Raw genomic sequence first — 25,314 nt, forward strand, 5'->3', positions numbered from 1 at the left:
TGCACAGAATCCTTACCTATTTTCGCTAAAGTTGCACAACAATAAAAGTGCTTTTTTAACGCTTTATTAACAGCATAGATAACTATGCAGAAAAGGCATAAAAAAAAGGGCCTAATGACCCTTTTTAGTAATTAACTATGCAAAAATAATTACACGTCAGGGTCGTTTTTATTCCACCAGAGGAATCTCGCTAACGCAGGTAATACGATAATTGCCCCTAACATGTTCACCAGGAACATAAACGTGAGCAAAATACCCATATCCATTTGGAATTTCAGTGTGGAGAAAACCCACGTACTGACACCAACAGCCAGTGTAATACCTGTAAACAACACAGCACTGCCCCGCTCTTTTAGCGCATCAAGATAAGCTTGTTGAACCGTTTCCCCAGCTTTTAACTTGTGACTCATTGTAGACAGTATGTAAATACCATAATCTACGCCAATCCCCACCCCTAGTGCGATTACTGGCAGTGTAGATACGGTCAGTCCTATTTGAAGGTAGGTCATCAGTGCTTGGGCCAAAATGGAGACCACATAAAGCGGTAGTACGACGGACAAAGTAGAACGCAACGACCGAAAACTCAACAGGCACAGTAAAATTACCGCCCCGAATACATAAAGCATCATTGGCGATTGTGCGTCGGCTACAGCCTCGTTGGTTGCCGCCATGACTCCTACAGGCCCAGAAGCAAGACTAAATTTAACATCGTCAGTTTCATAATCGGTACGGTAGTTTTTCACGGCTTTAACAATATGAGAGATTGTTTCGGCCTTGTGGTCTTCCATAAACAAAATAATAGGCATCACAGAACAATCACCGTTTAACAATCCGGACGACGTAGGCACTAGCGATATATCCTGAGCCAGGGTTTGCTGGTTTCTCGGCAACACCTGCCATTTAACATTTCCCTCGTTGTATCCCGCGTTGACATTCTTTGCCACTGATGCCAGAGAAACCGCGGATTGAACACCTTTGACGTTCTCCATTTTCCACTGGAAATCGTCCATTGCGCGCATCACACTGTAAGACGTACACGCTTCTGGTGTGGTTTCAACCACCACCGATAGATAATCGACAGTGACGGCATATTTATCGGTAATGAGGAATGTATCCTGATTGTAGCGCGAGCTTTCCTGCAATGACGGTGCTCCGGCGTGAAGGTCGCCTATTTTCATTTGTTGTGACTGAATCACGCCAAAAACAAACAACACTGCCGTAACTGCCATGATCACTACAGCGGGCTTCTTGTGCGTACAGGCAGCAATAGCACGCCAAAATGCGGTGTTGCTCTGCTCTTTTTTATTAAACTGCTTGACGTAGTTTTCATCGAGTTTAAGGAAACTCATTAAGACTGGCAGCAAAATAAGATTGGTGAGAATAATAACAGCCACCCCCATACTCGCAGTAATGGCCAATTCCCGGATGATGCCAATATCAATAACAAGCAGTGTCATGAACCCCACCGTATCTGACAGCAGTGCTATACCGCCCGGCACCAACAAGGCGCGGAATGCACTCATCGCGGCGTGTTGTGCGCCCATACCTGCAACCGCCTTTTTCTCTACGGCGTTGATCATTTGTACGCCGTGGCTCACTCCTATGGCAAAGACCAAAAACGGCACCAATATAGACATGGGGTCCAAACCGAAGCCCAATACGGTCAATAAACCCAGTTGCCAAACAACGGCTACAATGGAACAGGCTAGAGGAAGTATGGTCATCATGATGTTTCTGGAGAAGAAATACACCATGACTGCCGTAATAGCCAAAGCAATGGCAAAGAAAAGCACCACATCTTTTGCTCCATCGGCAACATCACCAATCATTTTGGAAAAGCCGATGATGTGAATGGAGATCGTATCTGTTTCAAATTTTTGTCTTACGTCTTGCTCTAAATCCTCAGCAACAGTCAGCATATCGAGAGGCTCGCCTGTTTTAGGGTCAAGATCGAGCAACTGAGTTGTAACCATGGCACAGCTGTAATCATTCGACACTTGTCGACCGACAATTTTTGCCTTTTCAACGTTCACTGCAACCTGATTCAGAGCCTCGGCGCGAGAAGAATCAAAATCTGCCGGTATAACCGGCCCCCCGGAAAACCCCCCTTCTACAATTTCTGTAAACCGGGTTGATGGGGCAAATAAACTGACGACTAAAGAGCGATCTACCCCATTGATAAAAAACAGAGCATCGTGAACCTGTTGCAGCGTATCCATAAACGCCTGGTTGTAAATATTGCCACTGGCATCACACACCGAGACAAGCACACTGTTTGCGCCGCCAAAGTCCTTTCGGTGCTTCATGTATGTTTGCATATAGGGATGATTTAACGGCACGTTTTTTTCAAAACCGGCGTCTAAGTGCATCATCGATGCCTGAAAACCAAGATATACCGTCGCCAACAGGAACAGACAAACGACGATTTTCCGGTATCCAAAGATTAATCTTTCTAATAATGTTGTAAGCATGGACATAGCAGTGAATTATTCCAGATCTAGGTTCTTGACGCCATTGGCAGTAACGGCAATGACCTTACCGTCGAAGCGGGTTACATTAACGATACTGGCCTTGTCTTTTAGCTGTTGCGTGGTCATGTCAGCGGTTGATTCACACTCGCTTCGAGGGGAGTACGGTTTAAATTCCGCGGTTTGAGGTGTTGCAGGTAATTGAACGATAAAACCGTTGTTTCCCAATAATGACAGCGTCTTATTCTCACCTGGTAAAATTACATTCAACGAACCAGACAGACACGTGGGCACGTATTCCCATTCACCTTGGTCTTTCTGAAGAAAGACGTGCCCCCTGAGACCCACAATCATCATTGTATCGTGGCCGATGAATTTGACATCCTGAAACGAACCTTCGTACCCGGTTTCCATGCGCTCCCATGTTTCCCCGTGATTAACGCTCTTTGCAACTAAACCCGCTTCACCGACAAGGTATAGGGTGTTGTTCACTAAGCGAACGCGATTGAGATGGGGCAAAATCGCACTGAGCTCTTCTTCATAATATTCAGGGGTGTCCTGTTTGACCTCGTCCAGGTATTCCTGATCGTAGGGATTCAGTAACGTTGCATGAAGCTCCCGTTTCCAGCTGTTGCCTCCGTCCCGGGTGCGATAAAAGAGTCCGTAAGCGCCAATGGCAATACCGTGTTGCTGATCAAAAAACAAAACGTCGAGAAAAGGTTTTTCGAGTTCTGGATGCTGAAACTGTATCTTCCAGGTCTCACCGTTGTCATCTGAATGTAAAATAGTGGCATCATGGCCCACTGCCCAAACGTGATTGTCTTTGATGGTAACAGCAGTCAGTGTTGCTGTCGTCGGCACGGTTTGCTGCGTGTATGACGTGCCATCAGAGGATGTGAGAATATGCCCACGTTCCCCTACCACAACAACACTGTCAGCACTGTCGATGCCTAACAGCAAAGATTGTTCAACTAAGGGGGCCATAAAGGCGTCCTGTGCTTGCACAGAAGTTATCACTGTAAACGCGGCTATCACCGTTAGCGCTTTTTTCATCAAAACGATATCCCTGAAAAAATAAGGTGATTAAACAAAAACGGTTGGCATTGCCAACCGTTTATAAATTAAAACTAGCGGCCTTCCCGTCGCAAAGCCTGAGAAGTAAACTCAGCTTCACGAGGTTTAATGGTAAAATCGTACATCTTGGTTTCATTGTCTAGGCCAATAGCCAGATAACGACGGGAGTTAAGGTCGTGGTATACGTCCAGTGTAGACCACTGTGTCGGTACATCATAGTAGTTAACGCCGTACGCTACACCGACCCTATACAATTCGCCGTTCTTATCATACATATCCGCTTCCTGGATTTGCCAGCTATCTTCATCAATGAAGAAAACCCGCTTTTGGTAGATGTGACGGAAACCTTCCTTAAGCGTCGCTTCCACAACCCAAACGCGGTGTTTCTCCCATCGGGTGAGATCCGGATTAATGTGATTGGGTTTCAATATCTCATCGTACGTTACATCGTCGCTGTGAAGTGCGTAGTTATTGTACGCAACAAACATTTCTTTTTTGCCCTTTAATTCCCAGTTATAACGATCTGGTGAACCATTGAACATATCGAAATCATCTGTCGTTCGCAAACCGTCTGCTTCTGTTCCCGGTGTATCATAGGCTATCTGTGGTACGCGGTTGAGTCGTTTGCGACCGGTGTTGTATTTCCAGGCTTCTCTGGGCTCTTTTACCTGATCAACGGTTTCTTTTACCAACAGAATATCACCGGCTAAACGCGCAGGCTCCGTAATTTTCTGTTTGAAATAGAAAAGGATATTATCTTCCTCTAACTCTTCCGGTTTCGCCTTTTCATTTGAATATTTGATCAGCAATTTTTCATCAAAACCAATGAGGTTATAATCACCGGATGATGTAACTGCTGCCTGACCACCAAAACGCTGTATGGCTTCGCCTCGATAACGCAGGATGTGATTCCAGATTGCCTCTAGCCCATTTTGTGGAATGGGGAACGGAATGCCGGTTGCTGCACCGCGAATACCATTGCCTGATTTAATTAACTCTGCACGGGTAGCATTCGCTTTGGTGGCGTCATACACAAATTGAGGGTTAGACGCTGAACGCCGCGTTTGATACACCGGCATTCTGTATGTGTCCGGATAGGTTTCAAACAATTTTTTCTGTCCATCAGATAAAAAATCACTGTACTCCTTGTAGTTTTGCGAAGTAATTTCAAACATTACCTTATCTTCAGGAAAGGGATTTGGATGATGATCACCGGCAGAAAAACCGGCAGGAGGACTGGTGATCCCCCCAGTATAAGCCGGAATACTGCCATCGGCATTTGCGGCAGCAATACCGCCCAACGGAGTGAGTGTGTTACCCAGCTTATCGGCTTCTTCCTGCGATACTTTTGCCAGTACAGCACCGGATGACAGCGCAACGGCCAGTGCAGCAGCGACAATGCTTGCTTTTTTAAACATACGATACTCCTTAAATCGAATACTTGAGGTTAAATGACACAAAGTCGCGATCGGCTAACTGGTTCGTTGTGCCGACGCCACCCCAAAATGAACTGTACGAGGCGGTAGCAGACCAACTGCTTAAGTAATTAAACGTAAAAGAAATACTTGCCGATTTAGTGTCTTCTAAAAATACGTAAAGCGGATCTGGTGTAGTGCCTTTCACATCGTGGGAGAAGGTCGCTCGCGTTTGTAAATTTACACCCGAAAATACATTGTTGAAATCAGCTAACGCCAATAATCGATAACCCCAGGCATCTTCGGTGGCGAAGGGGTTAGTCTCCGGACCATTTGACAAGCCCGTATGCAGGCCGGTTCTTGGGTTACCGTCTGACGTTGGTTCAAGGGACGGTGTTCGGCCGGTGCCCGGCGCATTGAGTCGCAGTTCGCTCGGATCCGGAAAATCGACGATATTTACATAACCCACTTCACCGAGGAAAATTAGGTTATCAGTACCCAGCGTTGGACCAAATACCTGAGACAAAGTGAACTGTGCCTGCCACGTATCAGAGAAGATAAATCCGTCAGCCGTTTCACCAGGACCTACTGCGCGGTCGATGTTGTTCAACTGGGAAATACCCGCTAAATCAGGACGCGCGCCAACATTCGCCAGCTGTTCAGGCATGCCCATGTACAATAGTTCGACATCGTCAATTTGCAGAGGTTCATCTACCCGATACGCAAACTCACCAGCCAACGCCCAGCTTTTGATATTGGTGTTAAAACTGAACCCATACAACTTAATGTCTTCAGGGTAAAAGAAACGGGCTTCAGTAAACGCATCTAACTGAGCAATATTATCGCGGGTAATCTCATTCTGCGCCATAAAGGCCAAGTCCTGAGCTATGCCCGCGTCAGTAAAGTTAGACGTTATACCTGAAATCAATGGGCGCTGGCTGTGATAATTTATATGATAGAAACTCAATTCGCTGTCGTTTAGCAGTTCCGAGAACCAGGTCAAACGTATACCATATTGTCCTTGGTCATCGGCGTCTTCGTGGGCTGCATCAGAATAGTCACGCACCGCTACTTTCGTTGGGTAGGCTAAATACGCAGAACCAATTGTCGAGGCATCTGCGCCGGAACGAAGCGCATCGCCTAAACCGTTGAGCGAAGACAACAAGAAATCCAGATCTATATCCGGGTTGCCGGTAAAACCAAGTTGAATGTTATTCGCTTGGCCGCCCTCGCCGGCAAAATCGTTGGTGGCAAAATAACTACCAGCGACAGGCAACCAGCTTCGTTCCCAGCGATATTGATAATAAGCAGATACGCTTACTGTATCGGTTACGCCCAAAGAGGCATAAACCATACCTACCGGGATAAAGACTTCTTTTAGCTCGGCACCAGGCGCTCGTGCACGGTTTACATCAACAGGGTTAGTTGTATTGATACCATGTTGAATGAATGTACTTTCACCCCAACTAATTACCTGATCCCCCACGCGAATAGACAATGGTTTGTCGTCTATCCAGAAGTCACCATAGAAATATGCGTCGAGAATACGGAAATCTTTACATAATAATTCTTCTGCGCCTGGTGATTCACACAGATTTACAGTGCTGCCTGTTATTGCTTTGTCAGCCGCAGGAGTCCCTTCACTTTGTTCAAAGTCATAAAACCAAAAGGCGCGTGTGAAAAAGCCCCATTCACCGAAATTAATATCCAGATCGTGGTTACCTGAAATTTGTGTTGAAAAAGCTTTACCTGGGTCGTGTGCCAGATTACCTAAATCGTTATTTGCAGAATAGTCACCATCTGCCAATGCCCATACATCGGCGGACTGATAAATAACATTGGTAGCTGCGTTGTATCCTGTCCAGTCAAATTGAGGATGATTGCTGTTCCCAATTAACTTGTAGTCCCTGTCTTCAGCGCGAATACTGGTTGCCAGCGTGAACGTAGAATCCAGAGAAACATTAACATCGCCAAATTGCCAGTTCGCGGCTAAAGCCGGAGACGCTGCACCAAGTAAGGCTAAAATACCAGCGGCGACCGGTGTCTTTTTAAATGTGCTTTGCCTTTTTGTCATCGTTCTTATACTCCTGAGTCACGCAACAGTGCGTAATTGCATTGCGCAGACAAGTGACCAACCAACGTAGTTAACAAAATGATTACATCATTTTCGATGTTTCGCAAGAACTAATCGTACCAGTTAACAGTAGTAATAACATTTTCCCTTTCAAACAGTTATTAACCAATAGTCGAGAATGTGAAAGTTTACTAGTTAAATTATCGAAGTCTTTCAAAGGATTTGATTTTATTTTGAGCAGTAATAACCAAGCGAAATCGTCCAGAAATTCCTCGGCTGTCAATAAAGGCTTTTAGCCTTGAGGCGGGCACTTGAACTTTCTCTCCGGATTCTGCTACGAGTATTACGGAATGCCTAACACTGCTGTATAGCGCCAGGCATTCAAGGTACGAAATGGAAAATGTAAAAAAGTAGATTTTGTCGCTATTCGTGATGTTGTTCATAAGCCAGGCTCTTACTGACTTTCTCAAAGACATCGGTACTCAGATTTTCCTGGCAGAGCAAACGGTTGAGTTGCGCTTTCATTCGAGTCTGGTAGTCCGGCGCATAATTTTGCCATTGAGTCAGTGGCGTAACAATGCGCGCCGCAACCTGAGGGTTTTGTTTGTCTAACGCGATAAGATAATCGGTAACATACTTATAACCTGTCCCGTCTTTGCGGTGAAAACCTGTGGGGTTGTAAAACGCAAAACTGCCTATCAGTGCCCTCACACGATTTGGGTTGCCCATGGCAAATTGGGGATGAGATTGTAATAACGTCAAGTGAGAAAGAATGTCCTCACGCTCAGTCGTGGCGTGAAGAGCAAACCATTTATCGAGTACCAGCGGGTCATGGTTCCAGGTTTGCTCAAAAGATGCCATGAGTGACTCGAATAAAGTGCCGCCACAAGTCTGTGCTGCTTTCAACGCGCCGAGTGTATCGGTCATGTTGTCAGCATGTTCAAATTGCGTCTGCAATAAACTTGCGCTGTCATCGCGGTAAGCCAATAATCGCAATACAGCATTTTTGCAACGTCGTGTTTGCACGTCAGCTTGAGCATAGGAATAAGGTAATGATGGATGACGATCCAGAATGTTTTTCAATACGCGACCAAGCTTGGCTGCAAATTGTTCACAAAACCTCGTTCTTGCGCTGTTTAAAGCAAACACATCGACTTGATGTCTGCTTTGGCAAAGGGTTTCAAAACTCGGAATAACCAAACACTCGCCCAATAACTCCGTGTTATCTAATTCTAGCAACAGAGCGCTTTCCAATTGCTGCCATATAGCGTCTGCGATAGGTTCGTCATTTTCAATGGTCTGAATACAACGGTCATACAAACACTGTATGGCGTCCCATCGATTGAAGGCATCGTGAGCAAAGTTAAAAACTTGCAATAGTTCCGAGGCCGAGAAACTACTGTCTATTTTTACAGGGGCGGAAAAGTTTCCCAGCACGACAGGCAAACAGGTTTCCGGTACATCAGTAAAAGTCAAGGAAACACTAGGCTTGTCGACAATAACCAGCCCGCCATCGAGTACTCCTTCGTCGTCTTTATAGTGGTTTCCAGTAGCGTCAATGCATTCAAATGCAACAGGTATATACAGAGGTAGCTTTTGCCGTTGATCAGCAGTAGGTGGTGTGTGTTGTGACAAGGTTACGTGCAGTGTACGATTGTGTTTGTCATAAACCCGTTCAACGCCCACGATAGGTGTGCCTGACTGGCTGTACCATCGGGCAAAGTGTGAAAGATCGCGATCGGTCACGCTTTGCATAGCTGCGATGAAATCGTCGCAGGTGACTGCCTGACCATCGTGGCGTCGGAAATATTCATCCATTCCCTGGCGAAAGCCATCAGCACCGAGTAGTGTGTGGAACATGCGTATTACTTCTGCGCCCTTGTCGTACACCGTCACGGTGTAGAAGTTGTTCATTTCTATTACTTCGTCGGGTCTGATGGGGTGACTCATGGCACTGGCGTCTTCAGCAAACTGGTGCTCGCGCATTACCCGCACATGCTTGATTCGATTACTCAAAGGTGACGTCATATCCGCACTAAACTGTTGATCGCGAAATACCGTCAGCCCCTCTTTCAAACTAAGCTGAAACCAGTCTCTGCAGGTAACCCGGTTACCGGTCCAATTATGAAAATACTCGTGAGCAATCACAGACTCTACGTTAAAAAAGTCCTCGTCAGTGGCGCTGTTTTGATCGGCGAGAACAAACTTGCTGTTGAAAATGTTCAGGCCTTTGTTTTCCATGGCCCCCATGTTAAAGAAATCGACCGCGACAACCATGTAGATATCCAGATCATATTCAAGACCAAAGGTGTCTTCATCCCATTTCATTGCGCGCTTGAGGCTTTCCAAAGCAAACTGACCTTTGTCTTGCTTGCCTTTGTCTACATACAACTCAAGTGCAACATTTCTGCCACTCGTAGTGGTATAGTTGTCAGTGAGGCGATCGAATTCACCAGCTACCAGCGCAAACAAATAGCAGGGCTTAGGATGAGGATCTTGCCAGGTTACCCAATGTGTTCCATCGTTGTTATCTCCCTCATCTACCTTATTGCCATTAGCAAGCAATGTGGGTAACGATTGCTTGTCACCTGTAATGGTTACGGAATAGGTTGCTAGTACATCTGGACGGTCGAGAAAATACGTAATTCGCCGAAAACCCTCGGCTTCACATTGCGTGCAATACACGCCATTCGACAAATATAAACCTTCTAGAGCTTTGTTGTTCTGTGGATTAATTTCAGTTTCAATAGTTAATTTAAACCGCTCCGGAACCCCGGAGAGAACCAGAGTTTTATCTTCAATCTGATAATCAGTATAGGGTTTACCATCAATCGCAATGCGCTTAAGGAGTAATTTTTCACCATCGAGCCGCAAGGGCTCTTGATGATTGCCTTGACGCTCTACCTGCGTGACGGTGGTGACGCTGGTTTTTGATGGATGCAATATTACATCCATGTTTACTGAAGAAATAGTGTAAGCCGGTGGCTGGTAATCCAGTCGACGTTTGGCAGCAATATTGCTCATGATAACCCCCAAAAAAACTAGGTGCGCTCTTCCTGCCCGCCCTTGTTAAAGGGCGGCTCTAGCCGCAAAATTTTAATTCCCAGATAGGCATAGATAACGGCGAGGATTGGATTAATAATATTGAAAAAAGTATAAAAGATATATTCGAAAGGATGCACCATCAGCACCCCTTGCATGTAGGCACCGCAAGTATTCCAAGGGATTAACGGCGACGTCAGCGTGCCTCCGTCTTCCAGACTCCTGGATAGATTTAATTGATTTAACCCGCGCTTTTCAAATTCTTCTTTATACATTCGACCAGGCATCACAATAGCCATGTATTGGTCCGCCGTGACAAGATTGGTACCGATACAGGTCAAAATGGTACGACTGACCATATCGCCAGCAGACTTCGCACCGTAGAGGATCGCGCTCACTGCTCTTTTGAGTAAGCCAACCCGTTCTAGCACTGCGCCAAAAGACATGGCACAAATAATTAACCAAATGGTATTGAGCATAGAAGACATACCTCCGCGACTGAGTAAAGCGTTGAGGTTTTCGTCTGGGGTAGAAAAATTGACGCCATCGAACAATGCTGTCCAAACTACCTTTAAGGTACCGATGGCTTGGCTGTCATCTGGATTAGCCATAGCCGTTACCACATCGCCCTGAAAAAGCACTGCCCACACTCCCCCGAGTAATGCTCCTATTGACACTGCGGGAAAGGCTGGCATTTTTTTAACCGCTAGGGTTAACAAAACGACAAGTGGAACCAGTAAGTACCAGCCCAGTGAAAAAGAAGACCCCAAGAGGCTTTGCATTTCTTCGATACGTTGCAGTGACGCCACGTTGCTTTCACTGAAGCCCAGAACAATAAACAAAATAATAGCTATGATAAAACTGGGTATCGTCGTCCACAACATGTAGCGAATGTGTTCGAAAAGATCGGTACCGGCAACGGCGGGGGCAAGGTTGGTGGTTTCTGACAACGGCGATATTTTGTCGCCAAAATAGGCACCTGAAACTACCGCACCTGCCGTTACAGCAGCAGACATATCCATGCCCGCTGCGACGCCCATAAGTGCAACCCCAACGGTCGCAGCCGTGGTCCATGAACTGCCTATACTCATGGCAACCACCGCGCAAATCAAACAGGTTGCCGCGTAGAAAAAAGAAGGGTTCAACAGTTCAAGGCCATAGTAAATAAGTGTGGGAACCGTACCAGACAACATCCAGGTACCAATGAGCGACCCCACTGCGAGTAATATCAAACAAGCGCCCAAAGACATAGAAATACCTTTGACAATACCCGCTTCAATTTCCTTCCAGCGATGACCATTTTTCATGCCAATTATGGCTGCCAGCCCGGTACCAATAAGCAAGGCAATCTGATTAGGACCGAAAGACGAATTGTCGGCAAACAAATACACCGCTCCGCTCATCATGGCGATGAGTGCAATAATAGGAATGAGTGCGTCTGTCAGTGAGGGTTCTCGAATAGCGTTTTTCATTATTATTATTTCTCTTAGAATACCGAACGAATAAACATCACAAGAATGATGACTGGGCATACAAACTTGACATACCAGGGCCAGATCTTCCAGAACAAACTGTACTCGGCATTGTCATAGCCCGATTTAAGTTCTCGCAATATGTTGTCGCGACGCCAAACCCACCCAGCAAAAATACACAATGCAAAACCCAATAGCGGCTGACTGTACTGCGTGGTAGCTGCAATGACTAAACCGAATAGCACCTCGAAATTAAAAATAATCACAGCACTGCAGAAAAATATTACCATTGCCATTATCCAGACTGCACGGCTGCGTTTTTGCTTTTTATTTTCAACGAGATATGCCACGGGTACTTCAAGCATAGAAATAGATGACGTTACTGCCGCAATGACCATTAGGGCGAAAAATGCTACTGCGATGAACATGCCAATGCCCTCGATAGACTCGAATAATGCTGGCAATACATTAAAAATTAACTGATCCCCCTCAATGAGCGCGCCCGTGTCGGTGAAAATTTCAACGCCGTTATTTAGAGCCACGTACATAGCAGGAATAATCAACATACCAGCGATGATAGCAACGCCGATATCGACCAACGCCACGGAAGCGCCAATGGAAGGTAAATTCTCGTCTTTCGAGAGATAAGATCCGTAAACCAGCATAGTACCAACGCCAAGGGACATGGAGAAAAAAGCCTGGCCCATAGCGCTAATAAGCAAATCAGGGTCGAGGACACGGTAAAAATCAGGTACCAGAAATGCTGCCCATCCTTCCATTGCCCCGGGTTGAAAGCTTACATAGACAATTAAAGCCAGAATAATAATCACAAGTGTTGGCATCAGCCTCACCGACCATTTCTCGATGCCTGACTTTACGCCACCTAAAACAATGCTGGCAGTTAAGGCCATAAACAGGCCGGTAAAAATCAAATTTCTGCTGTCGGAAAAACCCAATAACCACGCTGACGTCTCATCAATACCTGCTACTGTGGTCACTGCATCGAAAAAATAGGCCAGCATCCAGCCGCCGACAATACCGTAGAAAGCGAGTATCATTGACACTGTTACACAGCCCCACAAGCCAGTCGCAACACCTAATTTATTACCTGAAATCTTGCTTAGCGCGTCTACCATGTTGGCTCGGCTGGAACGACCGATGATCAACTCAGCCATCAATACCGGGTATGCCAGTACAAAAGCGAGTAATAAATAAACAAGTACAAATGCTGCGCCGCCGTTCGTTGCGACCTGTGTTGGAAAGCCCCAGATATTACCCAGACCCACAGCAGAACCCGCTGCAGCCAGAATAAAACCAATCCGGGATGAGAATTCACCTCGCATTGCCATAAATGTCGTCCTTTATTATTGTTTTATTTGTTTTTTATAGACACAAAAAAAGGGGCTGGCGTTGGTACCAGCCCCTGTCTGTGTAACGCTAATGATGGTTAATTGCGTATTTCCCAGTATCAAGCATATCGTACGTAATATTCGCAGCTTCATCCAGGAATGGATCCAGTTCTTCTAATTCTTCAGGTAAATCGTCGAGCGACTCAACCGGTGCTTTGCCCATTCGAGCCAGTCGTTCATTAGCCCGGGCGAGTTCGTTATCAAGGGATTCTTTTTTCTTCGCTTCGCGCTCAGATTTAACTAAAGAAATGAAATTTCTGTCTTTATTTTTCTGGTACTCAACAATATCTTCACCCAGATAAATAAACTCAGGGTCTTTCAAAACTCTGGCATTGTGTTTTGCTGCTAATACATCCAACGCACTTTGACTGTCGCCGAAAGTCGTATAATTTGCACGGTCGATTCTGTCCCATGGCAATGCGTTTTCTTCCTGGCTTTCACCCCAGTCTGCCGGATCAATAGGCGATGGATACTTGATGTCAGGCACCACGCCTTTGTGCTGTGTACTGCCACCATCTATGCGATAAAATTTCGCAATTGTAAACTGAACACTGCCAAGGGGATTGTCGTATAAATCGTAAATACGCCCCAACCCTCTATGCTGCTGAACTGTGCCTTTACCAAAAGTCTGTTCACCGACAATCAGGGCGCGACTGTAATCCTGCATTGCTGCAGCAAAAATTTCAGACGCTGACGCGCTGTAACGATCCACCAACACGGTAAGAGGCCCATCGTAAGCTACCTGACCATCGGTATCCCGGTTTACACTGACCTTGCCCTCGCCGTAGCGAATTTGTACTACAGGGCCTTTTTCAATAAATAAACCGGTTAGCATGGTGGCTTCTGTTAGTGACCCGCCGCCGTTACCGCGAAGGTCAACAATAATACCTTTCACATCCTGCGCTTTAAGCGCATCAAGCTCTTTTTTTACGTCTGCGTGTAAGTTGTTGTAAAAACTGGGGATGGTTATCACACCGAGCTTTTCACCCGCGTGAGGGCCGGTCTCAGGCTCGTATACTTCTGATTTGGCAGCGCGATCCTCAAGCTTGATTTTGTCCCGAGTCAAACTCACCACTGACATTGCTTTACTGTCTGACGTACCCTTTTGTACTTGCAAGCGGACAGTGCTACCCTTTGGGCCTTTAATCAGATCAACAACTTCATCTAACCGCCAACCGACCACATCAACAAACTCTTCGTCATCCTGGGCAACACCAATGATTTTGTCTTCGGGCTTGAGTGCCTTTGATTTATCTGCAGGCCCCCCGGGTACAACACTTTTTATGACAGTAAAATCGTCTTCGCTTTGCAATACTGCACCAATTCCTTCAAATGACAGGTTCATTTCCATTTGGAAACGATCTGCATTACGCGGAGACAGATAACTGGTGTGCGCTTCAACACTGCGAGCAAAGGAATTCATCACGGTTTGAAATACGTCTTCGCTTTCCGCTTGTTTCAAGCGTTTAATCGCGCGGGTATAGCGTTTCGTCAATAATTCTTTAGCCTCATCCCAGGTTTTATCTGCCAGAATGAGGTTTAGCGCATCGTATTTCACACGTTGACGCCAAAGTTCGTTTAGTTCTGCTTCAGTTTCCGGCCAAGCGGCATCTTCACGGTCATAATAGAATTTGTCGTCTGCTTTTTCAAAATCGAAGGGTTTTTCTAACAGACTCAAGGCGTACTCATAACGTTCAACGCGGCGCTGAGCGCTCTTGTTGTACATGTCGTACGCTACTTGTAAATTACCGCGACTCAGGGCGTCGTCAAAAGCGTCTTTATACTGGTCAAAAGCAGCAACATCAGATTTCAACAACACTTGTTTGTTGTTGTCGAGAGATCGCAAGAAGCGATCGTAAATTTTCTCGGACAACGCATCATCCAACGCAATTTCCTTGTAGTGTGCCCGGGTAAACAATGCACTCACACGTTTAGCCGCTACACTGTGCTGGGTTTCCTGTTGGAGCAAAGGCAAGTGTTCTACCGAATCGGCAGTTGTCGTTGCACCGGCGCCAATACCGACGGACAAAAAAGCACTGGCAATGGAAATGCGAAGGAGTTCTTTCATATTACGACCTCTTGGAATTTGCCAAACGTAAGGCATCTGCGTTGACTTTGACGACCATGCCGGAGTCAAGCTGAACGTGAATACCATCTTTAGCAACTTCAGTGATAACGGCATGCATAGGAGCTTTGCCCAACTTTACAGTTACCGAGGTACCAGACTTCATATCAGCATCAGTCAGTTTTGCCGGCGGTGTCTTACTTGGTCTGTCAGATTTAAATTTAGTTCCCTTTTTACCACGTCCTGCCGGCGCTTCGGCGTTTTCTGGTCGCGGTTTTCTGGGAGCCTGACGCTTTTCACCCGAGGCTTTCTGCTTTGCTTTGCGCTTTTCGGCGGCTTTGGCTTTGCTTTCGTCAAGCTGCTGTTTTGCATGTTCAGCATGTTCTTTTTCTATTTGAGCATCCTGATTGCCGTCAAGATCGACACGGTAAGCGCCTTCTTTAATGCTATGCAAATAACGCCAGCTGTTAGTGTAGTGTCTGAGTGTAGAGCGCAACAGTGTTTTACTGATGCGCTCTTCCTGTTCCAAGCGAGCAGCTAAATCCTGAAAAATGCCTATTTTTAAAGGACGAGCTTCGCCTTCTGTGGAAAAACAGTGAGGAAACGATTCTGCCAAAAAGGCAATGACTTCTTTACTGTTTGAAAACTTCTCTGGTTGTTCCATTAATATTTTACGTGCAGGTTAATAATCTTCTTCATTGTCTGCATCATCCCAAGTTGCCAGCGTGTGGTCAACCCAATCAAGCAATTCATCGTCATCTATATCTAATAAATTGTCAGTTTGATGCCATGTTTCCCAAGTATAGTGCAATAAACGCTCAAGCCAATGTGTTTCGACATCATCATCTGCGCGGTCGTAAATACAGTGAAGTATAAAATTTATGCGCTCAGCAGCTTCATCTGGTGCATCAAATTTGTCCTCCATGTCCTGTGGTGTTGCAAGCACCACGTGAATATCTACGTATTCTTTCATTGAAAGGTATCCATAAGCGCGTTGGCTAGAGCTTCAACACCAACCTTGTCATCAGCGTCGAAGCGAGCGAAATCCGGACTATCTATATCCAGTACACCAATGAGCTCACCCTTGTGTACTAAAGGTACGACTATTTCTGAATTGGAGGCGGCATCACAGGCTATATGGCCAGCAAACGCGTGTACATCTTCTACAACCTGGGTTTCTCTGGATGCAGCGGCAGTCCCGCACACGCCCCGCCCCACTGGAATTCTTATACACGCAGGCTTGCCCTGAAAGGGCCCCAGTACCAACTGCTCATCCTTGTACAGATAAAATCCGGCCCAGTTTATTCTTTCCATACTGTTAAATATAACCGCACTTAGGTTAGCCATGTTTGCAATGAGGTCGGTTTCGCCATTCATTAGCCCCTTTGCCTGTGCCAATATCTCAGCATAAAACGTACTTTTCAAACAATACCTCTGCTATTAGTTGTTAATGGCGAAAGTTACATTAACCCGCGCGCTAATTTGTTGCTCTCCTGGCATGGCTGTGGAAAAACTATCCGCCTTTGCCATTTCCATGCGCATCACCGGCATTGGATAGCCCTGACCACTTTCTGACACTGACAGAACATTACCCAGCGACACGCCAAGTTCTTCTGCCAGCAGTGATGCGCGTAATCTGGCGTCTTTAACGGCGTTTATCAAGGCTTTTTGGTAGGCATTTTGTTGTTCGCTAGCAATAAACCTAAAATCTTGCACCCGATCTACCCCTCTAGACAATGCACCATCAATAATACTATCGTAGTTGTCTATATTTGTATCGGTTATGCGCACTTCGCGACTGAGAATAAAACCGTTTTGCTGTCTGCCTTGTGGGGTTGATTCATAATAGGGATTCAAATTGATCTGCATTGACTGAACATTTTTTTCTTCAATGCCATTTTTAAGTAAAAAAGTTAGGATAGCCGACATATCGCTTTGAAGCTGACCGTTTAGCTTGGCGACTAATTCACCTCTTTCTTCAAGTACAAATGTCATAGTGTAGGCATCCGGAACAACAGCAACCCGCCCTTCCCCAGAAACCTGAATAGCCGGCTCAGCCGCTATAACGTTACCTGCAAACAAAGTAGTAAAAAGAACAATTACCGCTGAATAACGTTTTATCATACGATCTCCTTTTCCCCGAAACCGCTTGAATACAGGTTATCGCGATTCCGGTTTTTGTCATTGTTGTCTTCATTGTGCATCTTTTTGCCTGAATAAAAGATGAATATTCACTTAACGCTTACGCGGTATTGGCATTTTGATGTAGTCATTAGCCAAAGAACCAATAGCTCACCAAAATCGCAGCCACAATCCCAGCCAGGTCTGCAGCCAGGCAACACGCTACGGCGTAGCGAGAATGTTTTATTCCCACAGCCCCCAGATATACAGCCAGCACATAAAAAGTGGTTTCGGTAGAACCCTGCAGTACTGACGCCAAGCGACCAGCGAAAGAATCAGCACCGTGGTGTTGCATTGTTTCTATCATTAATGCCCTTGCTCCGCTACCGCTTAGCGGCTTCATGATTGCCGTTGGCAGCCCCTCAACGAACCGGGGATCGCCGCCCAGCACAGTAACCATATAAGCGATGCCATTGACAACCATGTCGAGGATGCCACTTGCTCTGAGCATGCCTATGGCAATGAGCATGGCGAGCAGGAAAGGAATAAGTGATATCGCCACTTCGAACCCTTTTTTAGCGCCATCGATAAATAGTTCATACGTATTTAGCTGTTTTCGCCAACCGGTTACCAGCACCACCACTATAAACAAAAACAGTAAAAAGTTAGCCACTACGGCCGATTGTGCTGCCAGTTCATTAGCCGCAAGAGAGGAAAAGTACACGATAACAGCCCCCAACAAGCTAAAAATCCCTACCAGGTACAACACAACTACTCGATTTAATAAGTTCACCTTTTGTACCAAACACGTAATGAGAAGACCTGCCATTGTGGATGCACTTGTCGCGAGTAAAATAGGAATAAATACATCTGTGGGTTGTGCTGCACCCTGCTCAGCGCGATATAAAAAAACAGCTATGGGGAACAAGGTTACCGACGAGGTATTCATCACCAAGAACAGGATCTGGCTATTGGTAAGCGTGTCTTTTCGCGATGCAAGACTTTGCATATCTTGCATCGCTTTGATCCCAAAGGGAGTCGCTGCGTTATCAAGGCCCAACACGTTTGCAGACATGTTCATGGTTATACTGCCTAGTGCCGGGTGATTGCGGGGTAAATCCGGCATGATTCGGCATAAAAACGGCGCGAGCACTTTAGAGAACTTTTCAATTAACCCCGACTTTTCAGCCACTTCAAAGATGCCTAGCCAAAACGCCAACACACCAATTAAGCCAATAGCGATGTCCACACTCAACTGTGCCATACTGGTTACTGATTGCATCACTGATTGGAAACCGCCGGGGTTGTCGCCAAAAAAACCTTGCCAGACAGTTGCCAAAAATGCGAATACGATAAACGAGAGCCAGATTCGATGAAGCATAATACTTTATTTCTAATTAATGGTGGATGCAGTGTACATTAATTCCTGAATTATGTTGTCGATTTCTGTTAAACCGCTGATAAACCGTGATTTGATTTTTAAGGCAAGACTTTAAGCTTGCAATGAAAAAAGCAAGTAATTAAGCTTGCATTAAGAAAAGCAAGCCTTCAATATTGCTAAAGTAAAATCTGAGTCATGACAAAATAAGGAGTCACTATGCTTGCGGTACTCACCGGTGATCTGGTGCAATCGACAAAATTAGAGGCCACAGCATATCAGGCCATTATTGACGCAATGGAAGCTTATTTTCAAACCTTGCATCAGCACCATGGCGTCGATTATGAAATCTATCGCGGCGACGGATTTCAGTTGGTTTTCACTCAACCGGAAGCCGCAATCACGGTGATGATTCAGACAAAGTTATTTCTAAATAGCCAAGTTAAGGGGTATATCACAGACTGTACCCAATGTTTGGCCTATGGAAGTGGTCACTACAGTACAGGCAAACCAGGCCGCTCTACCGGCACCGTATTTGTGCAATCGGGCCGGGGCCTTGAAAAATCCAAGCCGGGCGAACTGCGCATCATTAGCCATGCTGCTTCATTACAGTCAGCTACTGACGTTATATGCCAACAGATGAGTTATATAATAAACAAACTCAGCGCCAAGCAAGCGGAGTTACTCTATCATTATATCAAAGAAGGTTTTCCTGCACACAAAGTGCTGGCAAAATGGGCACACACGTCGCGTCAAAACATCAGTGAACGACTAAAAGCCGCAGGGGGCGATTTGCTACAACCGTTCATAAACTACACGAATGCCCAGCTAAACCAAAAGGACAAGCAACAACTATGACGCTATTTTTGCTTTTGTTAGCGGCACACTTTATTGGTGACTTCTACCTTCAACCGACAAAGTGGATAACGTGCAGACACCAAAATGGCATTCAGTCGCCAGCGTTGTTTATGCATGCGGGTGTGCACAGTATTCTGGCAATCATTGCTTTGTGGCTTGCAGGCGCGGGGTTGTTTCATGGCTTGGCAGCTGCCGGAGTGATTACAGCAACCCATTTACTCATCGACTGGGCTAAAGCGGGCAGGCACAGTGCCCTGGCTTTCGTTATGGATCAACTGGCCCATATTCTGGTTATTGTGTTTGTCTCACTGTCTTTTCAAACAGCATCAATCTGGCAACTCTTACTGTCATTAAAAAACGGCCTCACCCATGAGCACATACTCTACTTAGTAGGTTATTTAATTATTTTCCGTCCTGCCAGTTTGCTTATTGCTCAATTACTCTCTCAACATACGGCGCAGTTACAAGGGGCTGACAACGACAGTTTGGGAAAAGCCGGGCGCTATATCGGCTACGTTGAACGGTTACTGGCATTGTCTTTTATTCTGGTAGACGAATACACTGGACTTGGTTTTCTTGTCGCAACCAAAACCGTATTCCGGGTGGGCGATTTGTCACGGCAAAAAGACATGCGACTAACAGAATACATGATGTTAGGCACTTTAATGAGCTTTGCCAGCGCTCTGGTAGTTGGCTGGCTGATTGTCAAGATTGAAGGGTAAAAGACCAGCAGGAAATAGCCAGCCTTCCCTGAAATCAATTGAAGAGACCTATTGGAGTACCTTGGACAAACTGGCAAGGCAGTGATCTATATTCCTGTCTTTGCACGCATAGCCCATTAATCCAATTCGCCATACTTTTCCGGCAAGTGCGCCTAATCCCGCACCGATTTCAAGATTAAAATCACGCAGTAACTGGCCACGAACTTCACCGTCATCAACACCATCAGGAATCACTACCACATTTAGTTGGGGCAAGCGATAACCAGTGTCCACAGCCATTTCTAACCCCAATGCTGCTAAACCATCACGTAGTTTCTCATGTCCTGTTTGATGGCGTTGCCAGGCATTTTCCAAGCCTTCCTCTTTCAACATAAGCAGCGACTCATGCAACGCATACACACTGTTCACTGGTGCCGTATGATGATACGCTCGTTTACCACCTTGGCCCCAGTATCCCACAATGAGATTCATATCGAGGAACCAACTTTGAACCGGATGGCTCCGGTTTTGGATAACAGATACTGCCCGCTCACTGAAAGAGATCGGTGATAAGCCTGGCACACAACTGAGACACTTTTGAGATCCGGAATAGATAGCATCAATTCCCCACCCATCTACATCAACCTCAATACCGCCAAGCGAGGTGACTGCATCAACGATGGTAAGACAGTTAAATTGTTGTGCCAAGTGACAAAGGGAAGCAGCGTCATTGCGCACACCCGTGGATGTTTCAGCGTGAACAAAAGCAAGAATTTTGCTGTCAGGGTTCGCTTTCAATGTATCTTCAACCGCGTTGAGATCAGTTTGTGTACCCCATTGATTTTCAACGACTACAGCCCGACCGCCACAACGGGTTACATTTTCAACCATGCGACGGCCAAACACACCGTTAATACAAACCACCACTTTATCGCCAGGCTCAACGAGATTCACAAAACAAGCTTCCATACCAGCTGAACCTGGCGCAGAGATGGGCATGGTTAATGGGTTTTCCGTTTTAAAGGCGTATTGCAGCAGTGATTTGGTTTCATCCATAAGGTCGATGAATAGTGGATCCAAATGTCCTAAGGTGGAGCGCCCTAAGGCATTGAGTACTCGCGGGGGCACATCTGAAGGGCCCGGCCCCATTAGAGTGCGCTCCGGGGGAATAAAAGAAGCTGGTAGAGTCATATCGAATTCCTGTCTTGCCTGTCAAAGGGTAGTATCATTGTGGCACCCTGTCGCAGACGGTACAATCGTACCATGACCACTATAACTAATATGAATGGCTACTTTCGGCTACATATATTTTATGAGGGTGTATACTGACATATATGATCACAGCTTGATCGGAATTAACCCTATGATTTTTATTCAGCGGTGGTAAAATAAAGATACTTGAGGAAGTTTTTGTACTTTCCCACTATTTTTTGTTTATAAAGTGAGCGGTTTTGATCTATAGTATGGATCCCAGTGAAATATTTAACGGGTAACCTCTCCCTTTTAATAGTTAGCGCACGGCTCAGCAATGAGCCATTCCCCTAAGCCCGGAACGAAAGTTCTGGGCATTTTTTATTCTGAGTCACCTGAGTTTACACTTTACGCATAAGTCCTTCCTGCATAGTGGAAGCAATCAATTCTCCCCGCTGATTAAAAATCTGCCCCTTTACAATTCCCCGGGCGTTACCACTAAACGGGCTTTCTGTAACATACAGTAACCACTCGTTAAAATTCACCGGTTTGTGAAACCACATAGCATGGTCAATGGTAGCAATTCTAAGATCCCTGTCAGATACTGAAACACCGTGGGGCTGCAACGAAGTACTGAGAAAATGATAATCAGATGCATAAGCTAGTGCGGCCTGATTCAATGTTTCACTTCCCGACATGGTTTCTCGTGCCCGTAACCAAATGTATCTTTGAGGGTCACGCTTTTTAGCTGAAAAGGCATTCACGGCATCGATAGTCCTGATGTCGACAGGCCGATGATAACTAAGTGCTTCGCGCATAGGGCGGGCCAACTTATCAAAATTGGCTTCATAAAAGGTAATATCAGATGTCACTTTCTCTGGTGGTAGCACGTCGGGCATAGTGGCAAACTGATGCTCCATGCCCTGCTCTTCCCGCTGAAAGGAAGCTGTCATATAAAAAATTGTACGACCGTCCTGGACGGCTTTTACACGACGAGTACAAAAACTATTGCCGTCACGCACGACCTCAACATCGTAAACGACCTGTTTTTTTGCATCACCAGGCAATAAAAAATACGAGTGGAACGAATGAGCAAACCGCCCGGTCTCTACTGTCTTATATGCCGCTGTCAAAGCCTGCCCCAAAACCTGTCCACCAAACAGTGCTCGAAAACCCAGGTCCCAGCTTTGGGCGCGATAAATGCCATACTCAATGGTTTCAAGTTCCATCAGGGAAGCAAGTTTTACTTCGCTCATCATTCGTTTGTCGTCTCTGTAAATACTAATTTAGGATTCCGGGGGTAGTATTTTTCCGGAAGTTGTGCCCGGTGTTCGAAATACCGGGTGTCTTTATATGGCAATTTCATAAATCCTGAAATGCCCAAACCGTCGATGTCAGGCACCGCTTCAACAAGCTGCCCTAACAGTGCGGTGAACTCTTCCTTTTTGTCGTGATCCAATAACTTATAATAACTGTGAATTTTAAGGTGACGTGGCAGCGCTTCAAAAATGACGCAACCAGTGTGATGAATAGCGTTTAATTGCTTTAAAATGGCCATCATGGTGTCTGGCAATTTTAACAACTCATCAGGGTCATCACCATCTTCAAAATAAGAATGAATTCGACTACTATCAGAAGATAGGGGCAACTTTGACAATTCAAAGGGGATAACACAGCTGGTTGTCGGAATAAATGGTACATCTGGAGCGTCTCTCTCCAGATGTAACGTATCTTTTGCATTGAACAGACAACACTTAAATATGCCCTTTCGATGAATCGCTCTTGCCAGGGTAATAACATTATTTACCGCCTGCTCAAAGGCCGCTTTCTTGGATTTATCATGTAAGTTTAAACTTGAATCAACGTAAATACCGTCAGGCATCCAGCGAATGGCAATGCCGCCGACTACCGGATATTTCCCAAGACGTGATACTGCGGCAACAAAACCCTTTTCCGTCTCTCCCATGCCTTGCAGATAATTTTTGTAATAGCGGTCAAATTGCGCATCGTTAATGTATTTAAGTGCGCCAAGGGCATCTGTTGATATTTCCCGTAAAAAAGACTTGCGAGAGCTATACACCACAGTTTCAATGTCTTCTGGCTCGCAGGCAAGCCACGTAGGGATCATGGCCGTATAGTCTGGTGGCTGGTCCGAAGCGAAAACAATTTGCTTCAACACGTGCAGGTGATTGAAGAAATAATCGCCACCGAGACGCTGACGGATAGGATCATCATCAAGCATATAAGAAAGAATACTTGCCAACATTTTAGGAAGCCCCAAAGAGGATGGCGTAATGACTTTCCTACCAAAACGACTGGATTGCCCCGAAGCAAGCGCATAGAGGGTACTTGCCAGTCCTTGCTCGTCAAATCGCGGTGACGACAATGCTCCGTTAAGTTGCTCGTCACCAATAAAATATACGTCTCCAAGACGCGCATTTGTCTGTTGCAGATCGCCTGACATTAAATCCATGACATTATTTTCAACGCTTTGTCCATCGCTGTCTAACTGTGCAAACACAGAAGACCCCCAGTCGATGAGAGCAACCTGCTCTAACGCTGGGTCCCATACGAGATTAGAAGGCTTTATGTCACCGTGAACCACTGGCTTGCTATGACCATCGCCACAGCGCCGTAAACTCAGCAACACCTCACCTATTTGTACGGCAATTTTAACGATGATACGCGCTGGTAACGGCCCGTTGTCGAGACTAACTCTCTCGAGATCCTGCCCTTTGGCCCTCATCATTACCAGAATGGCCTGTTTTCCTACCAACTGGAATTCACGCAGGCCCGGTACATAAGGGTGCGCGACTTGAGAAAGCATAAAGGCTTCTTCTTCAAGCCGGTCTTGAACATGTTGAGGTAAATTGACTCTGGAAAATTTGAAGACGAGAGATTCGTTGTCCGGCGAAATCCCCCCAAAAACAAAGCCAAAAGCCCCTTTGCCAATAAGCGTAATGGCACTAAAGCCCAGTGACTCCAGTTGTTTCTTACACAACTCCACCCAATCCCGCAGTTTTTGCGCATCTTCATGAGAAAGCAAATAGACCGACTGATCGTCGGGAATGTAAAAATGCTTTAAACCACGGGGACTACTCATGAGTTGGATTCTTTTTTGACCCAGTTAATCGTACTGCTGACGCTCGGGCCTAGATGCTTGCTCACTTCGTCAAGCGCTTCGTGTAGTTGTGCATCGAGTTGCCAGGGAGGATTAATGACCATTACACCAGAGCCGTACATACCAGTATCGAGATGTTTGTCAGCAACGCGTAATTCTGCCGTAAATGAGGTTTTTCCAACATTGGATAAACCACTAACCATTGCTTCGCTTGCTCCCGCTTTACGGCCGGCCCGACCGGATAGTAACGGATACCAAAGTACAATTTGTGCCGCCGCCCACCGCTGCAAAATTTTTCGGATAGTAGTGGGAATTGCCTCGTATTCGTTCAGGCGCTCGTAGGGGGGATCTATCAATATTGCCCCCCGTTTCGCGCTCGGCGGCGTGAGGGCAATTACGCCTTCTAGCCCATCCCTGTGATGTACATGGGTATTACCTTTGGCCACGCCGCGAATCACTTGAGTAAGTACTTCAGATTCAGTCGGATGAAGTTCCATAAAATGCGCATTGTCCTGAGCCCGCAATGCGTTCGCCGCGAGAAGTGGAGAACCGGCATATTGCAAATTTTCCCAGTGAGGCGTCATCGCGTCAAGGTAGCCGCTAAGGAGAGACGATTGCGGATTAATTCCCGCCAAGGGAACAAACCCTGTCTCAAACTCTCGGTTTTTCTGCATTTGTTCGCCCGTTAGGGCATAACACCCTGCCCCTGCATGAGTATCGTAAACCGTGAAGGGCTTTTCTTTTTTCTTCAGATAATTAATAACACCGAGCCAACACAAATGTTTAATTACATCAGCGTGATTTCCAGCGTGAAAGGCGTGTAGATAGCTAAGCACACAAAACTCATATAAAGACAAATTGATGTGAACCATTGTAACGCGCCAACATGATAACGAACAGAGGCCCATTGGCCTCCAAATCGTAC

20 protein-coding genes are annotated in these 25,314 nt (G+C 45.9%); 2 read left to right on the forward strand and 18 right to left on the reverse strand.

Going from position 1 to position 25,314, the window contains the following annotated elements:
• Positions 1-149: 149 nt before the first annotated feature.
• From KO518_RS13945 to KO518_RS14010, 14 genes are all read right to left on the reverse strand, one after another.
• Entirely contained in the window at positions 150-2,477 is a 2,328-nt protein-coding gene (locus tag KO518_RS13945; protein WP_216026411.1) for an RND family transporter, read from the reverse strand.
• A gap of 9 nt (positions 2,478-2,486) precedes the next feature.
• A complete protein-coding gene (locus KO518_RS13950) occupies positions 2,487-3,521 on the reverse strand; it encodes a YCF48-related protein (protein ID WP_216026412.1) in 1,035 nt (344 codons plus the stop codon).
• Between the two features lie 74 nt (positions 3,522-3,595).
• Positions 3,596-4,960 (reverse strand): DUF1329 domain-containing protein, encoded by a 1,365-nt coding sequence (locus KO518_RS13955; RefSeq protein ID WP_216026413.1) that lies wholly within the window; start codon positions 4,958-4,960, stop codon positions 3,596-3,598.
• A gap of 10 nt (positions 4,961-4,970) precedes the next feature.
• Positions 4,971-7,031, reverse strand: a complete 2,061-nt coding sequence (locus tag KO518_RS13960; RefSeq protein WP_216026414.1) for a DUF1302 domain-containing protein — start codon at positions 7,029-7,031, stop codon at positions 4,971-4,973.
• 200 nt (positions 7,032-7,231) lie between these two features.
• Positions 7,232-7,507 carry a DUF2835 family protein gene (locus KO518_RS13965; RefSeq protein WP_371742331.1) on the reverse strand — a complete coding sequence of 92 codons (276 nt, stop codon included), beginning with the start codon at positions 7,505-7,507 and terminating at the stop codon, positions 7,232-7,234.
• Positions 7,455-10,055: an aminopeptidase N gene (pepN, locus tag KO518_RS13970; protein ID WP_216026416.1), complete on the reverse strand. Its 2,601-nt coding sequence runs from the start codon at positions 10,053-10,055 to the stop codon at positions 7,455-7,457. The genes KO518_RS13965 and pepN overlap by 53 nt, the downstream gene beginning before the upstream one ends.
• 17 nt (positions 10,056-10,072) lie before the next feature.
• Complete coding sequence (nhaC, locus tag KO518_RS13975) at positions 10,073-11,545, reverse strand: Na+/H+ antiporter NhaC (RefSeq protein WP_216026417.1); 1,473 nt, start codon at positions 11,543-11,545, stop codon at positions 10,073-10,075.
• Positions 11,546-11,559: 14 nt separating this feature from the next.
• A complete protein-coding gene (locus KO518_RS13980; RefSeq protein ID WP_216026418.1) occupies positions 11,560-12,894 on the reverse strand; it encodes a sodium-dependent transporter in 1,335 nt (444 codons plus the stop codon).
• An 88-nt stretch (positions 12,895-12,982) separates the two neighbouring features.
• Positions 12,983-15,022 (reverse strand): carboxy terminal-processing peptidase, encoded by a 2,040-nt coding sequence (gene prc / locus KO518_RS13985; protein WP_216026419.1) that lies wholly within the window; start codon positions 15,020-15,022, stop codon positions 12,983-12,985.
• A gap of 1 nt (position 15,023) precedes the next feature.
• On the reverse strand, positions 15,024-15,683 hold the full coding sequence (gene proQ / locus KO518_RS13990) for an RNA chaperone ProQ (protein ID WP_216026420.1): 660 nt from the start codon (positions 15,681-15,683) through the stop codon (positions 15,024-15,026).
• A gap of 18 nt (positions 15,684-15,701) precedes the next feature.
• Positions 15,702-15,992, reverse strand: a complete 291-nt coding sequence (locus KO518_RS13995; protein WP_216026421.1) for a hypothetical protein — start codon at positions 15,990-15,992, stop codon at positions 15,702-15,704.
• Complete coding sequence (locus tag KO518_RS14000; protein ID WP_305855277.1) at positions 15,989-16,444, reverse strand: GAF domain-containing protein; 456 nt, start codon at positions 16,442-16,444, stop codon at positions 15,989-15,991. Before KO518_RS14000 ends, KO518_RS13995 begins: the two co-directional genes overlap by 4 nt.
• Positions 16,445-16,459: 15 nt before the next feature.
• On the reverse strand, positions 16,460-17,143 hold the full coding sequence (locus KO518_RS14005; protein WP_216026422.1) for an SIMPL domain-containing protein: 684 nt from the start codon (positions 17,141-17,143) through the stop codon (positions 16,460-16,462).
• 148 nt (positions 17,144-17,291) lie between these two features.
• The gene (locus tag KO518_RS14010) at positions 17,292-18,521 is read right to left on the reverse strand and encodes a nucleoside recognition domain-containing protein (RefSeq protein WP_216026423.1); all 1,230 of its coding nucleotides are present in this window, start codon (positions 18,519-18,521) and stop codon (positions 17,292-17,294) included.
• Between the two features lie 216 nt (positions 18,522-18,737).
• On the opposite strand from KO518_RS14010, the gene KO518_RS14015 reads away from it, so the two are divergent.
• Positions 18,738-19,376: a hypothetical protein gene (locus KO518_RS14015; RefSeq protein ID WP_216026424.1), complete on the forward strand. Its 639-nt coding sequence runs from the start codon at positions 18,738-18,740 to the stop codon at positions 19,374-19,376.
• Positions 19,373-20,098 carry a DUF3307 domain-containing protein gene (locus KO518_RS14020; RefSeq protein WP_216026425.1) on the forward strand — a complete coding sequence of 242 codons (726 nt, stop codon included), beginning with the start codon at positions 19,373-19,375 and terminating at the stop codon, positions 20,096-20,098. Before KO518_RS14015 ends, KO518_RS14020 begins: the two co-directional genes overlap by 4 nt.
• Positions 20,099-20,146: 48 nt before the next feature.
• Here KO518_RS14020 and KO518_RS14025 read toward each other — a convergent pair whose 3' ends face one another.
• The 4 genes from KO518_RS14025 to KO518_RS14040 all read right to left on the reverse strand — a co-directional run bounded on the left by KO518_RS14025 (position 20,147) and on the right by KO518_RS14040 (position 25,261).
• Complete coding sequence (locus KO518_RS14025; protein ID WP_216026912.1) at positions 20,147-21,226, reverse strand: alanine--glyoxylate aminotransferase family protein; 1,080 nt, start codon at positions 21,224-21,226, stop codon at positions 20,147-20,149.
• A gap of 443 nt (positions 21,227-21,669) precedes the next feature.
• The gene (locus tag KO518_RS14030) at positions 21,670-22,524 is read right to left on the reverse strand and encodes an acyl-CoA thioesterase II (protein WP_216026913.1); all 855 of its coding nucleotides are present in this window, start codon (positions 22,522-22,524) and stop codon (positions 21,670-21,672) included.
• Positions 22,524-24,371 carry a serine/threonine protein kinase gene (locus KO518_RS14035; protein WP_216026426.1) on the reverse strand — a complete coding sequence of 616 codons (1,848 nt, stop codon included), beginning with the start codon at positions 24,369-24,371 and terminating at the stop codon, positions 22,524-22,526. The genes KO518_RS14030 and KO518_RS14035 overlap by 1 nt, the downstream gene beginning before the upstream one ends.
• Positions 24,368-25,261 (reverse strand): 23S rRNA (adenine(2030)-N(6))-methyltransferase RlmJ, encoded by an 894-nt coding sequence (locus KO518_RS14040; RefSeq protein WP_252736124.1) that lies wholly within the window; start codon positions 25,259-25,261, stop codon positions 24,368-24,370. Before KO518_RS14040 ends, KO518_RS14035 begins: the two co-directional genes overlap by 4 nt.
• Positions 25,262-25,314 lie beyond the last annotated feature (53 nt).

The organism is Aestuariibacter sp. A3R04, from assembly GCF_018860805.1.
GTDB lineage: Bacteria > Pseudomonadota > Gammaproteobacteria > Enterobacterales > Alteromonadaceae > Alteromonas.

Coding starts and splice junctions, on each gene's coding strand:
- KO518_RS13965 (WP_371742331.1), bottom strand. CDS start 7,507: ATGTCTTTGAGAAAGTCAGTAAGAGCCTGGCTTATGAACAACATCACG.
- KO518_RS13950 (WP_216026412.1), bottom strand. CDS start 3,521: ATGAAAAAAGCGCTAACGGTGATAGCCGCGTTTACAGTGATAACTTCT.
- KO518_RS14010 (WP_216026423.1), bottom strand. CDS start 18,521: ATGCTTCATCGAATCTGGCTCTCGTTTATCGTATTCGCATTTTTGGCA.
- KO518_RS14035 (WP_216026426.1), bottom strand. CDS start 24,371: ATGAGTAGTCCCCGTGGTTTAAAGCATTTTTACATTCCCGACGATCAG.
- nhaC (WP_216026417.1), bottom strand. CDS start 11,545: ATGAAAAACGCTATTCGAGAACCCTCACTGACAGACGCACTCATTCCT.
- KO518_RS14040 (WP_252736124.1), bottom strand. CDS start 25,261: ATGGTTCACATCAATTTGTCTTTATATGAGTTTTGTGTGCTTAGCTAT.
- KO518_RS14025 (WP_216026912.1), bottom strand. CDS start 21,226: ATGGGGCCGGGCCCTTCAGATGTGCCCCCGCGAGTACTCAATGCCTTA.
- KO518_RS13960 (WP_216026414.1), bottom strand. CDS start 7,031: ATGACAAAAAGGCAAAGCACATTTAAAAAGACACCGGTCGCCGCTGGT.
- pepN (WP_216026416.1), bottom strand. CDS start 10,055: ATGAGCAATATTGCTGCCAAACGTCGACTGGATTACCAGCCACCGGCT.
- KO518_RS13945 (WP_216026411.1), bottom strand. CDS start 2,477: ATGTCCATGCTTACAACATTATTAGAAAGATTAATCTTTGGATACCGG.
- KO518_RS14020 (WP_216026425.1), top strand. CDS start 19,373: ATGACGCTATTTTTGCTTTTGTTAGCGGCACACTTTATTGGTGACTTC.
- prc (WP_216026419.1), bottom strand. CDS start 15,022: ATGAAAGAACTCCTTCGCATTTCCATTGCCAGTGCTTTTTTGTCCGTC.
- KO518_RS13995 (WP_216026421.1), bottom strand. CDS start 15,992: ATGAAAGAATACGTAGATATTCACGTGGTGCTTGCAACACCACAGGAC.
- KO518_RS14015 (WP_216026424.1), top strand. CDS start 18,738: ATGCTTGCGGTACTCACCGGTGATCTGGTGCAATCGACAAAATTAGAG.
- KO518_RS14005 (WP_216026422.1), bottom strand. CDS start 17,143: ATGATAAAACGTTATTCAGCGGTAATTGTTCTTTTTACTACTTTGTTT.
- KO518_RS13955 (WP_216026413.1), bottom strand. CDS start 4,960: ATGTTTAAAAAAGCAAGCATTGTCGCTGCTGCACTGGCCGTTGCGCTG.
- proQ (WP_216026420.1), bottom strand. CDS start 15,683: ATGGAACAACCAGAGAAGTTTTCAAACAGTAAAGAAGTCATTGCCTTT.
- KO518_RS13980 (WP_216026418.1), bottom strand. CDS start 12,894: ATGGCAATGCGAGGTGAATTCTCATCCCGGATTGGTTTTATTCTGGCT.
- KO518_RS14030 (WP_216026913.1), bottom strand. CDS start 22,524: ATGAGCGAAGTAAAACTTGCTTCCCTGATGGAACTTGAAACCATTGAG.